The sequence below is a fragment of the Streptomyces sp. BE20 genome, assembly GCF_036322525.1.
Classification (GTDB): domain Bacteria; phylum Actinomycetota; class Actinomycetes; order Streptomycetales; family Streptomycetaceae; genus Kitasatospora.
This window is the reverse complement of sequence record NZ_JAQYWW010001223.1, coordinates 1-11,605: the sequence shown is the minus strand read 5'-3', so window position 1 is coordinate 11,605 and position 11,605 is coordinate 1. Positions and strand designations below refer to the sequence as shown.

Below are 11,605 nucleotides of genomic sequence, written 5' to 3'. Positions count from 1 at the left end.
CGAGCGGGCCCTGACCGGGCCGACTCGCGGCACTCTTCGCTTTTCGGGTGCCGCCTGCGCGCGATGCTTTCCGCGTGCGGCACCCCCGCACGCCGCTTTTGAATGCCGCTTTTGAACGCTGCTTTTCCGAAATCCCCTCCCGGGAGCAATGGAGCAACCATGGACGCCATCTCCGTCATCAGGACCAAGCGCGAGCGCGACGAGCTGAGCGACGCTCAGATCGACTGGGTCATCGACGCCTACACCCGCGGCGAGGTCGCCGACGAGCAGATGTCCGCCCTGGCCATGGCCATCCTGCTGAACGGCATGAACCTCCGCGAGATCAGCCGCTGGACCGACGCGATGATCCGCTCCGGCGTCCGGATGGACTTCTCGTCCCTCGCCCAGCCCACCAGCGACAAGCACTCCACCGGCGGCGTCGGCGACAAGATCACCCTGCCGCTCGCCCCGCTCGTCGCCGCCTGCGGCGCCGCCGTCCCGCAGCTCTCCGGCCGCGGCCTCGGCCACACCGGCGGAACCCTCGACAAGCTGGAGTCCATCCCCGGCTGGCGCGCCCTGCTCTCGAACGACGAGATGATGGACGTGCTGCGCTCGTCCGGCGCGGTGATCTGTGCGGCCGGCGACGGTCTCGCCCCCGCCGACAAGAAGCTGTACGCCCTGCGCGACGTGACCGGCACCGTCGAGGCCATCCCGCTGATCGCCTCCTCGATCATGTCCAAGAAGATCGCCGAGGGCACCGGCGCACTCGTGCTGGACGTCAAGGTCGGCTCCGGCGCGTTCATGAAGAACCTCGGCGACGCCCAGGAGCTGGCCCGCACCATGGTCGGCCTGGGCAAGGCCGCGGGCGTCAACACCGTCGCGCTGCTCACCGACATGTCCACCCCGCTCGGCCTCACCGCGGGCAACGCGCTGGAGGTCCGCGAGTCCGTCGAGGTGCTGGCCGGCGGCGGCCCCGCCGACGTCGTGGAGCTCACCCTGGCGCTGGCCCGCGAGATGCTGGCCGCCGCCGGCGTCCACGGCAAGGACCCGGCCGACGCGCTGCGCGACGGCTCCGCGATGGACCACTGGCGCCGCATGATCACCGCCCAGGGCGGCGACGTCGACGCCCCGCTGCCGGTCGCCCGCGAGCAGCACGTCATCACCGCCCCGGCCTCGGGCGTGCTGACCAGCCTGGACGCCTACGCCGTCGGCGTCAGCGCCTGGCGCCTCGGCGCGGGCCGGGCCCGCAAGGAGGACCCGGTGCAGGCGGGCGCCGGCGTCGAGATGCACGCCAAGCCCGGCGACACCGTGGTGGCCGGCCAGCCGCTGCTCACCCTGCACACCGACACGCCCGAGCGCTTCGAGTACGCGGTCGAGGCCCTCGCGGGCGGCGTCGAGGTCTCCCCGGCCGGCACGGCGTTCACCCCGAACCCGATCGTGCTGGACCGCATCGCCTGATATCGCCTGATCCCGCGCCTGCCCACCGGGCCCCCGGTGGGCGGGCGTCCACGGGCCGGCGTCAGCCGGCGGCGGCGAGGGCGAGCTTGAGGAACTCCTCGGGCGCCTCGCGGATCAGGTCGTGGCCGAAGGGGAGGGTGATCACCGTCCAGGTCGGGTCCTCGCTCAGCCGCGTGAAGGTCTCCAGGAGCGGGCTCTCCTCGAAGGCCGAGGCGTGGAGGTAGGTGCGCCGGGTGACGGCGTCCAGGGCGCCGGTCAGGGTGATCGACTGCAGCAGGGACGCCAGCGGGTGGACGCCGGCGCGCGGGTCCAGCGCGGGATTGCGGCCCGCCGTGGTGAGGCCGTCGGCGGACGCGCCGGCCAGGTACCGCTGCTTCCAGACCTCGTCGACGATCCCGTACGCCGACTCGCCGTCGCGCGGGACGAAGGCGTCCGCGTACAGCAGCGACGCGATCCGCTCCGGCACCCGGTCGGCCGCGCCGGAGGCGACCATCCCGCCGTAGCTGTGCGCGACCAGCACCACGTCCGTGAGCTGCTCGGCCTCCAGCACGGACACCACGTCCTGGATGTGCGTGTCGAGGTTGACCGTCCCGTTGTTCAGGTGGCCGCGCTCGGCCACCCCGGTCAGCGTCAGCGGGTACACCTCGTGCCCGGCGGCGCGCAGGCCGTCCGTGAGCGGCCGGAACCACCAGCCGCCGTGCAGCATGCCGGGGATCAGGACGAAGGCGGTCATCGTGCGCTCCTCTGCTCGTACGGGTGGGAAGAGTCGTACGGGTCGTACGGGTCGTACGGGAGGAAAGCTACGGCGGATACCTGACAGCGAACGTCAGGTATCCGCCGGGCGGCGACGGAATCGGCAGGTCCCGGGGCGTGATCCGGCGGCGGCATCCGACGGGGTGGACCCGGGAGGGCTACCGGGCGGAGAGCCCGCCCGGCAGACCTTCGGCCCGCCGGAGGGTGGCGGCGGTGTGGGCGCGGCGGGTGGCGTAGAGGGTGACCCCGGCGGCGAGGGCCATGGCGGCGAGGCCGACGGTGGCGGCGCCCGGCCAGCCGGTGGAGTGGTAGGCGTCCGCGCCGACGGTGCCGCCGAGGCTGTTGCCCAGGTAGTAGGCGATCAGGTACAGCGCGGAGGCCTGGGCGCGGCCCTCGGTGGCGGTGCGGCCGACCGCCGAGGACGCGGTGGCGTGGCCGGCGAAGAAGCCGGCGGTGATCAGGACCAGGCCGAGCAGCACGCAGGCCAGCGAGTCGGCGAGCGAGAGCAGCAGACCGGCGGCGGTGGTGCCGATCGCGACGTAGAGCGCGCCGCGCCGGCCGAGCCGGCCGGAGAGTCGGCCGGCGGCGGCCGAGGTGCCGGTGCCGACCAGGTAGACGACGAAGATCGAGGCGGCCACCGACTCCGGCAGGTGGAACGGCGCGGCGATCAGCCGGTACCCGACGGTGTTGTAGACCGCGCCGAAGACGGCCATGAAGAGCATCCCGAGCAGGTACAGCCGGACCAGCAGCGGGTTGCCCAGGTGGCGGCCGACCGTGCGGGCCAGGGCGCGGGCGTCCACCGGGGCCGGGGCGAAGTGCCGGGCGGCGGGGATGAGCAGCCGGAAGGCCAGCGCGGCCAGCAGCGCGAGGGCGGCGGAGGCCGCCAGGCCCCAGCGCCAGCCGAAGCCGGCGGCGACCCAGCCGGAGAGCAGCCGGCCGCCCATGCCGCCGATGCTGTTGCCGGCCACGTACAGACCCATCGCGGAGGCCAGCGCGGAGGGGTGGACCTCCTCGGCGAGGTAGGCCATCGCGGTGGCGGGTAGCCCGGCGAGGGCGGCGCCCTGGAGGACCCGGAGCACGACCAGGGTGGTCAGGTCGGGGGCGAAGGGCAGCGCCAGCGCGAGGGCGGAGGCGGCCAGGACGGACGCCGTCATCACGGCGGTGCGGCCGTACCGGTCGGAGAGCGCGCTGGCGGGGAGCAGGGCGAGGGCGAGTCCGAGGGTGGCGGCGGAGGCCGTCCAGCTGGCCTGGCCGGGGGTCAGGTCGAGGTCGGAGGAGAGGACCGGCAGCAGGCCCTGGGTGGAGTAGAGCAGGACGAAGGTCGCGATACCGGCGGCGAACAGCGCGAGGTTGGCGCGGCGGAAGGCGCGCTGCCCGGGGCGGTGGCGGTCGTCGGCGGTGGCGGCGGCGACGGCCTCCGCGGTGGCGGCGGGCCTTCGCGCCGCGGTGCGCTGCCAGGCGGCGGTGTCCTGCCGCGCTGCGGCGTCCTGCCGGGCGGTGGCGGTCGCCGGGGCCGCGGCGGTCCTCGGTCCCGCGGCGGTCTTCGGGATCGGCTGGGCGAGGGCGTCCGGAGTGGCCACGGACGCCCCGGTACTGGAGGGCTGCATGGGATCGACCGTAGGCCCGGCCGAATGATGCGTCCAATGCATGAGACGTCGATAATGCATGCCTACGGGTATGAGTCGAGCGTGCGGCGGTGAGGGTGGTGCGTGCAGGCGTGGAGGACGACGGGGGAAGCGGGGCCCCGGCCCGGCTCGCGGAGTTGGGGCCGGACCTTCCGGCGACGCAACTGGCCCCGAGGCTGGCCCAGTTCGCGGCGGTGGCGCGACTGGAACACGTGACGCAGGCGGCCGCGGTGCTGGGCATGCCGCAGCCGACGCTGTCCCGGGCGGTGGCCCGGCTGGAGGCCGAGCTGGGGGTGGACCTGCTGGCCCGTCAGGGCCGGACGGTCCGGCTGACCAGGGCCGGCCGGCTGCTGCTCGACTCGGTCGAGCGGGCCCTGGCCGAGGTCGAGCGCGGTGCCGAGGCGGCCCGCGCGGAGGCGGACCCGGCGACCGGCCGGGTGGCGTTCGGCTTCCTGCACACCATGGGGACGGACGCGGTCCCGGCGCTGCTCCGGGACTTCCGGGCCGCGTACCCGCAGGTGCGGTTCCAGCTGGTGCAGGACTACGTCGGCGCGATGCTGGGCCGGCTGCGGGCCGGGGAGCTGGACCTCTGCCTGGTCGCGCCGGTGCCGGACGACGATCCGGCGCTGGTGGCCCGCCGGCTGGACGAGCAGCGGCTGCACCTGGTCGTCCCGGCCGACCACCGGTTGGCGGGTCGGCGCCGGATCCGGCTGGCGGAGGTGGCGGAGGAGCCGTTCGTCGGGCTGGAACAGGGGTACGGGCTGCGGGCGATCACGGACGGGTTCTGCGCGGAGGCGGGGTTCGTGCCGAGGCTCGCGTTCGAGGGCGAGGAGGCGGAGACGCTGCGCGGGCTGGTGGCGGCCGGCCTGGGGGTGGCGCTGCTGCCGCCGGCGCTGGTGCCGCGGCCGGGGGCGGTGGAGCTGGAGGTGACGGCGCCGCGCACCCGGCGGGCGATCGGGCTGGCCTGGGCGGCGGGGCGGCCGATGACCCCGCCGGTGGCGGCGTTCCGGGACTTCGTGCTGTCGCGGCGGGGGCGGCTGCTGGAGCACGACTGAGGCGGGCGGCGGTCCGGACGACCGACGAGTAGGTTGCCCGGATCGTCCCTTTGGTGGAATTCCCGGTGGACATTGGCCGATTCGGCCGGTGAACGGTGGCCCGTCTACGCGCGTAGGAGCTACACTCCCGCAATGGAGAAGCAGATCCCCGTCACCATCGCGGGCGCCGGCCCCCGCATCCCCACCGCCGATCAGATCGTCCGCGCTCCGAAGGTGCTCCTGCACGACCACCTCGACGGCGGACTGCGCCCCGAGACCGTGGTCGAGCTGGCCGCGGCCGTCGGCTACCAGGGACTCCCCACGACCGACCCCAAGGAGCTCGGTGAGTGGTTCCGCGAGGCCGCCGACTCCGGCTCGCTGGTCCGCTACCTGGAGACCTTCGCGCACACCTGCGCCGTCATGCAGACCCGCGACGCCCTGATCAAGGTCGCCGCCGACTGCGCCGAGGACCTCGCCGCCGACGGCGTCGTCTACGCCGAGGTCCGCTACGCCCCCGAGCAGCACCTCGAAGGCGGCCTGACCCTCGACGAGGTCGTCGAGGCCGTGCAGGACGGCTTCCGCCTCGGCGAGGCCAACGCCCGCGCCGCGGGCCACCGCATCCGGATCGGCACCCTGATCACCGCGATGCGGCACGCCGCGCGTTCGCAGGAGATCGCGGAGCTGGCCAACCGCCACCGCGACTCGGGCGTCGTCGGCTTCGACATCGCCGGCGCCGAGGCGGGCTACCCCCCCACCCGCCACCAGGCCGCCTTCGACTACCTCAAGGGCGAGAACAACCACTTCACCATCCACGCGGGCGAGGCCTTCGGCCTGCCGTCGATCTGGGAGGCCCTGCAGTGCTGCGGCGCCGACCGGCTCGGCCACGGCGTGCGGATCGTCGACGACATCACGGTCGACGAGGACGGCAGCGTGCAACTGGGCCGCCTGGCCGCGTACGTCCGCGACAAGCGGATCCCGCTGGAGATGTGCCCGACCTCCAACCTGCAGACGGCGGCGGCCACGTCGTACGCCGAGCACCCGATCGGGCTGCTCAGCCGGCTGAAGTTCCGGGTCACGGTGAACACCGACAACCGGCTGATGAGCGGGACCAGCATGAGCAAGGAGTTCGGCCACCTGGTCGAGGCCTTCGGCTACACGCTGGGCGACATGGAGTGGTTCACCGTGAACGCGATGAAGTCGGCGTTCCTGCCGTTCGACGAGCGGCTCGCGATGATCAACGACGTGATCAAGCCGGGCTACGCCGAGCTCAAGGCCGAGTGGCTGTTCAGCGCCGGCAGCTGACGCCGTCGCCGTTCGTCGGATGAACGCCCCTCCGGGCCCGTCCTGAACGTCCTTTTCGGGCAAGGAATTTGGCGTTCATCCGACTACCCACTCGTGTGGGTGAACCGCCTTTGGTCCTCGTGCGATCCAATCAATACGGTGTGCCAGTCAATGCTGACCGGCCGTGGCGGACGGAACCCGTCGTGCCAGCCGTACCGGTCGGCCACCGACGAGGACCCAAGGGGACCAACCACATGAAGCAGGCCACTCTCAAGGCCGCCGGCACCGCCGCGCTCGGCCTCGCCATCGCCGCCGTCGGCGCCGGCAGCGCGTCCGCCGCCCCCGCCGCCACCGGTGGCCTGGGGCTCCCGACCGGCGCGCTGACCAACCCGGCCGTCACCGGTGCCGTCACCGACACCGCCGCCAAGCTGCCCGGCGGTGACCGGGTCGCCAACACCCTCGGCACCCTCGCCCCGAGCGCGGGCCAGGCCACCGCCCCGGTCGCCGGTGCGGCCGGCAACCGCGCGGGCGTTCCGAGCATCCCGGGCCTCGACAAGACCCCGGTCGGCGGGCTCACCGGGCTCCTCCCGGGCCTCGGCGGCTGACGCTCCGCACCCGCGCACGGCGAACGGGCCGCTCACTCCCCCCGGAGTGAGCGGCCCGTTCGCCGTGGTCGACCTGTGGTGGTGGTCCCGGTGGTCCCGGCCGGTGGTTCTGGTGCTCTCGCCGGGGAGGTTCGCGGTGGCCGTCCCCGGCGGGGCGGTCACGGCTCCTGGGGGAGTACCAGCCAGAGCGCCAGGTAGATCAGGAACTGCGGGCCGGGCAGCAGGCAGGAGACCAGGAAGATCGCGCGGACGGTCCACGGGGTGAGTCCGAACCGCTCGGCGATCCCGGCGCAGACGCCGGCGATGACGCGGTTGTGGCGGGGGCGGGCGAGGCGGCTCATGGCGTACTCCGTTGCTGTGGCGCCGGTGGCCGGTCCCTCCGGCTGGCGTACCTCCATGCTCCGCCGGATTCCCGGCCGGTACCTCAGCCCGCAAGCCGATCCGGCCCCTGACGTCCTTCCCCTCGCAGGGTGACCCGGCCTCCGGGTTTTCCTCAGGGTCGCCCCGGAGGTTGGCGTGCGGACGGAGTGGGAAGTCGGCCGGTCCGACGTCTCGTGCGGGGTGCCCGACTGCACGGGGACGGCGCGCCCGCCGTGCCCGGCCGGGCACGGCGTCCCGGGCGATCCGCTGCCGTTCCGGTGTGGTTCCGCTGTCGGTCCTCGGCGATAGCGTCGTGCCATGAGCTCCTCCCTGAGTGTGTACCTGTTGGACCCCGAGGCCACGCGCGCCCTGGTCGGCTCCGGTGACGACCAGCTGCTCCAGGTCGTCAAGGACCGCTTCGGCGCGGACCTGGCGTCGGACGACGAATGGTTCGAGTCGGAGATCGAGGCCGGCGCCCCGACGGCCTACGAGGCGCTGCACGCCGTGGTGCACGCCGGGCCCTTCGTGGAGAACAGGGAGCACGCGTTCCAGTACGGCTACGCCTACAAGCGTCTCTGCGGCCTGACCGGGTCCTTCCTGGACAACTCCTCCTTCAGCCCGTTCAAGGGCGACTGGCTGTCCGTCGTCGACGAGGGCCTGAAGGCACTGAGGATCACCGCCGTGTCCGTGTCCGAGTTCGGTTACTCCGGGCTGCCCGCGCCCGTTCCGTCCTCGTACCTGCCGGGTTGCGGCGAGTGGACGCACGAGCAGTGCCTGCGGGCCCTGGAGGAGTTCGAGGAGACCAAGCGGCAGGGGCACGCGCCGCCGCTGGATCCGGAGGTGGTCGAGGCCGTCATGGACGTCATCAAGTGGCTGCGCCACGTCGAGGCGCGTCCGGGCTTCGGCGTCGTGGGCTTCGTGTCGTAGCGGCGTCGGGCTCGTCCCGGCCGCGGGCGGCGCCGGGACGAGGCTCGGAACCACCACTCCGGGGGCCCCGCGCCCCCGGCTACGGCACGAGAACGACCTTGCCGAGGTTGCGGCGCTGTTCGATGACGGCGTGGGCACGGGCGGCCTCGGCGAGGGGGATCTCGGCGTGGACGGCCGGGCGCAGGGTGCCCGCGTCGCGCAGCTGCCAGAGCTCGCGGAGCCGGCGGGCGTGGACGTCCGGCTTGCCGAGGGCGACGGCGCGCATCTGGAAGCCGATCAGGGACGCGCCGTGGAGCAGGAGTTCGTACGCCTCGACGGTGCCGCCGCCGGAACTGTAGGCCACCAGCCGGCCGCCGGTGGCGAGGGTGCGGACGGCGGGTGCGAGCAGGTCGCCGCCGACGCCGTCGAGGATCACGTCGTACGGGGCGCCCCAGTCGGCGTCGTCGTAGTGGACCACCTCGTCGGCCCCGAGGCCGCGCACGAAGTCGTCCTTGGCGGGGTTGCCGACGGCCGCGACGACACGGCCCGCTCCGCCGGCCCGGGCGTACTGGAGGGCGAGCGCGCCGACCCCGCTCGCGGCGGCCGTGACCAGGACGGACTCGCCGGGCTCCACGCGGGCCGACTCGTAGGCCCCGCACGCCACGAGCCCGCTGCGGACCAGGGCGACGGCCTCGACGGCGGTGGCGTCGTCGGGGATCCGGGAGGCCATCGCGGTGTTCAGGACGGCGAACTCGGCGTAGGCGTCGGCGAAGCAGAGTCCGGTGACGCGGTCGCCGACGGCGAAGGCGGCGTTGCCACCGGGTGCGCCGTCTCCCGGGCCCGTGGCGACGACCCGCCCCGCGACCTCGCCGCCGAGGGGGACCGGCCCGCCGCCCTCGCGGACCTTGCGGACGGTCGGCAGGGTGACGCCGACCGCCTCGACCCGGACCAGCAGTTCCCCGGCTCCCGGGGTGGGGGCGGCGGCCTCCTCGGCGCGGAGCGCGGTGTGGCCGTCGTCGATGTCGTGGCGGATGCGCAGCACAGGACCTCCCGGCCTGAAGTCATTGGATATCCCAACGATAGGCCGAAAGTCATGGGGAAGTCCAATGAAAACCCGAGTAGCCTGGGACCATGACCTCGCCCCTCCAGCACCTCCAGTCCCTGCCGAGCTGGCTCGCCGGTCGCGTCGCGGCGCGCGGCCGGGGCCTGGTCGCCGACGCGATCGCCGGGGAGGGACTGAGGCTCATGCAGCACGCGGCGCTGGCCGCCACCGCCGAGTACGGCCCGGTGGCCCAGGCCGACCTGGGGCGGCTGCTCGCCGTCGACCCCAAGGACATGGTCGGCATCCTCAACCACCTCCAGCGGGCGGGGTACGTCCTGAGGTCCCCGGATCCGGCCGACAAGCGGAAGAACGCGGTGACGGTGACCCCGGAGGGGGCGGCGGTGCTCGCCCGCTGCGCGGCCCTGGCCGAGGCAGCCAACGAGGAACTGCTCGCACCGCTGAACCCGGACGAGCAGCGGCAGTTGATGGCCCTGCTGGCGCGGGTCCACGAGGGGGCGTAGGGCCGCCGGGCGGTGCGGGGTCGCGCGGTGGCGCCGGCTCCGGCAGGAGGGATCTCGGCCTGTCCGGGGGCGGTTCGGCCGTGGATCCGTCGGCAACCGATCCGTCGGTAGCCTGGGCGGATGACCGAGAGCCTTGATGCGACGGACTGGGCGATCCTGGCGGAGCTCCAGCGGGACGGCCGGGTCGCGTTCACGGAGCTGGCGCGGCGGGTGAACCTGAGCGCGTCGGCGACGACGGAGCGGGTGCGGCGGCTGGAGTCGGTCGGGGTGATCACGGGCTTCCGGGCGGAGGTCGACCTGGAGCGGGCCGGGTACCCGGTGCACGCCGTGGTCCGGCTGAAGTACCCGGGGCCGGGGACGCGGCACGAGCCGTTGCGGCGGTTGCTCGGGGAGCGTCCGGAGATCCTGGAGTGCCTGCGCACCACCGGGGACGACTGCTACGTCATGAAGGTGGCGACCACGTCGCTGGCGCATCTTGAGGAGATCGTCGACGAGCTGGCCCAGTTCGGGAGCACGACCACCAGCCTGGTGCTGAGCCGGACGCAGTCGTCCCGCGGCCCGGCCGCACCCCGGGCGGTCGCCGCGTCGTCGTGAGGCGGGGCGCAGGTGGCAAGGATGCAATCCGCGTGCGGTCGGGGCTCGCGTCCGGGCGTTCGTCGTCCTCCGGAGGGGTCAGGGGGTGTCCGGGGCCGGCAGGGGGTGGCCGTCGCCCGCGGACAGGCTGAACACCTTGACGTGCATGTCGGTCGTGACGGTGATCCGGTCGGGGCCCGTCCACGTCGCGGACTTGAACGCTCCGTAGCCCGGGTACTGCCCGGCCATCTCGTGGACGGTCCACCGGCGGGCGCACCAGCCGGTGCCGGCCTCGACCAGGATCGACCAGTACTGGCTCTCGGTCTCGCCTCCCGGATCGGCCTGGAGGCGTACGACGAGCGCCCGGTCGGGCCGGTCCGGGGCCTGCTCGCGGCTCATCGTCTCGGTGACGCGCAGGCCCTGGAGCAGGACGCCGCCGATCATGACCGTGATCCAGACGAGCACGGTGAAGAGCGCCGCGACGATGCGGTCGCGGCCGGGCTTCATGAAGCAGGCGGCGAGCACCAGCAGGGCGAGCGAGCAGCTGATCAGCAGTATCGGGCGGTCGAAGGCGTCGGCGACGAGCAGGTGTCCGCCCGAGCGGCTCTCCCAGATTCCCGCGGCGTACAGGCACACCGGCAGCGCAGCGGCTCTGGAGAGGAGTCGGCGCGTCGTCCGGCGATGTGCGGTGGGGAACATGTGTACGGACTATGGGACTTCGCCCGTAGGCACGTCAAGGACGGTGCACGGGTCGGAGTGGGAAGTCGGTGGTGTCGACTTTTGGTGCGGGTGCGGGTGCGGGTGCGGGTGCGGGTGCGGGTGCGCGGTGGGTGGGCGGCGGCTGGGGCGGCAGCCGCCGTGCGGGTGGGGCGGGATCAGCGCGGTATGCGCCTGTCGGGCTCGTCGTCGGCCGGTTCGCGGTGGACCCTGAGGGCGGTGATGACGCCCAGGGCGACGGTGGTCATCGCGAGGGCGAGGAGGACGGCGAAGGCCGCGCCGACCAGGTGGTCGGCGGTGCCGGGCCTCGCCGCTGGATTCGCAGGAGGCGGTGGCCGAGCCGGGCGGCGAGGGCGTGGAGGAGGTCCTCGGCCTGGTCGCGGGTGAGGGGGACGGCGAGGTGCTCGCCGGGGGCGGCGTGGATGTCGAGGTCGGGGGCGAGGCGGAGCTGGAGGGTGGCGTCGGGAACGGTCTCGACGGTGACGTGGGCGACGGTGGTGCGCTCGGTGTGGACGGCCTCGGTGACGAGGGGGATCAGGAGTCCCACGGGGGGTCGTTCCTTTCGGTGGAGCGGAGGAGGTGGAGGAGGTTGAGGAGGGTGGCGACGGGGGCGTTGCCGAAGTCGACGAGGAGGCGGCCGTCGACGGTGGTGCCGTTGGTGGCGGCCGATCCCCACTGGATGCCGAACGGGCGGCCCGCTTCGTGGAGTTCGCGGAGGAGCGCGGCGACCTCGGACTCGGTGTAGGTGCGG

The 11,605-nt window shown here is 73.8% G+C and carries 14 protein-coding genes; 7 read left to right on the top strand and 7 right to left on the bottom strand.

The features are described from left to right. Positions 1–159: 159 nt before the first annotated feature. Entirely contained in the window at positions 160–1,437 is a 1,278-nt protein-coding gene (locus tag PUR61_RS42340; RefSeq protein WP_329885300.1) for a thymidine phosphorylase, read from the top strand. A 61-nt stretch (positions 1,438–1,498) separates the two neighbouring features. Here PUR61_RS42340 and PUR61_RS42335 read toward each other — a convergent pair whose 3' ends face one another. Beyond that, positions 1,499–2,170, bottom strand: a complete 672-nt coding sequence (locus PUR61_RS42335) for an alpha/beta fold hydrolase (protein ID WP_329885299.1) — start codon at positions 2,168–2,170, stop codon at positions 1,499–1,501. A 178-nt stretch (positions 2,171–2,348) separates the two neighbouring features. Beyond that, positions 2,349–3,797, bottom strand: coding sequence for an MFS transporter (locus PUR61_RS42330; RefSeq protein ID WP_329885298.1), 1,449 nt, complete (start codon positions 3,795–3,797; stop codon positions 2,349–2,351). Between the two features lie 155 nt (positions 3,798–3,952). On the opposite strand from PUR61_RS42330, the gene PUR61_RS42325 reads away from it, so the two are divergent. The 3 genes from PUR61_RS42325 to PUR61_RS42315 all read left to right on the top strand — a co-directional run bounded on the left by PUR61_RS42325 (position 3,953) and on the right by PUR61_RS42315 (position 6,735). After that, positions 3,953–4,870 (top strand): LysR family transcriptional regulator, encoded by a 918-nt coding sequence (locus PUR61_RS42325; protein WP_329885725.1) that lies wholly within the window; start codon positions 3,953–3,955, stop codon positions 4,868–4,870. A 132-nt stretch (positions 4,871–5,002) separates the two neighbouring features. Further along, on the top strand, positions 5,003–6,151 hold the full coding sequence (locus tag PUR61_RS42320; protein ID WP_329885297.1) for an adenosine deaminase: 1,149 nt from the start codon (positions 5,003–5,005) through the stop codon (positions 6,149–6,151). 233 nt (positions 6,152–6,384) lie between these two features. Further along, entirely contained in the window at positions 6,385–6,735 is a 351-nt protein-coding gene (locus PUR61_RS42315; RefSeq protein ID WP_329885296.1) for an ATP-binding protein, read from the top strand. Between the two features lie 158 nt (positions 6,736–6,893). Here PUR61_RS42315 and PUR61_RS42310 read toward each other — a convergent pair whose 3' ends face one another. Beyond that, a complete protein-coding gene (locus tag PUR61_RS42310; protein WP_329885295.1) occupies positions 6,894–7,076 on the bottom strand; it encodes a PspC domain-containing protein in 183 nt (60 codons plus the stop codon). A gap of 337 nt (positions 7,077–7,413) precedes the next feature. Here PUR61_RS42310 and PUR61_RS42305 point away from each other — a divergent pair, with 337 nt between their 5' ends. Continuing rightward, the gene (locus PUR61_RS42305; protein ID WP_329885294.1) at positions 7,414–8,022 is read left to right on the top strand and encodes a DUF7691 family protein; all 609 of its coding nucleotides are present in this window, start codon (positions 7,414–7,416) and stop codon (positions 8,020–8,022) included. 79 nt (positions 8,023–8,101) lie between these two features. Here PUR61_RS42305 and PUR61_RS42300 read toward each other — a convergent pair whose 3' ends face one another. After that, complete coding sequence (locus PUR61_RS42300; protein WP_443035339.1) at positions 8,102–9,043, bottom strand: quinone oxidoreductase family protein; 942 nt, start codon at positions 9,041–9,043, stop codon at positions 8,102–8,104. 89 nt (positions 9,044–9,132) lie between these two features. Between PUR61_RS42300 and PUR61_RS42295 the strand changes: the two genes are divergently transcribed. Both PUR61_RS42295 and PUR61_RS42290 read left to right on the top strand, forming a co-directional pair. Beyond that, positions 9,133–9,564, top strand: a complete 432-nt coding sequence (locus tag PUR61_RS42295) for a MarR family winged helix-turn-helix transcriptional regulator (protein WP_329885293.1) — start codon at positions 9,133–9,135, stop codon at positions 9,562–9,564. Between the two features lie 120 nt (positions 9,565–9,684). Next, the gene (locus PUR61_RS42290) at positions 9,685–10,158 is read left to right on the top strand and encodes an Lrp/AsnC family transcriptional regulator (RefSeq protein ID WP_329885292.1); all 474 of its coding nucleotides are present in this window, start codon (positions 9,685–9,687) and stop codon (positions 10,156–10,158) included. Between the two features lie 78 nt (positions 10,159–10,236). Here PUR61_RS42290 and PUR61_RS42285 read toward each other — a convergent pair whose 3' ends face one another. The 3 genes from PUR61_RS42285 to PUR61_RS42275 all read right to left on the bottom strand — a co-directional run. Then, positions 10,237–10,836 (bottom strand): hypothetical protein, encoded by a 600-nt coding sequence (locus PUR61_RS42285; protein WP_329885291.1) that lies wholly within the window; start codon positions 10,834–10,836, stop codon positions 10,237–10,239. 262 nt (positions 10,837–11,098) lie between these two features. Next, positions 11,099–11,401, bottom strand: coding sequence for a hypothetical protein (locus PUR61_RS42280; protein ID WP_329885290.1), 303 nt, complete (start codon positions 11,399–11,401; stop codon positions 11,099–11,101). Beyond that, positions 11,389–11,605 (bottom strand): hypothetical protein (locus PUR61_RS42275; protein ID WP_329885289.1); only part of this gene is annotated, 217 nt, incomplete at its 5' end. The genes PUR61_RS42280 and PUR61_RS42275, both read right to left, overlap by 13 nt.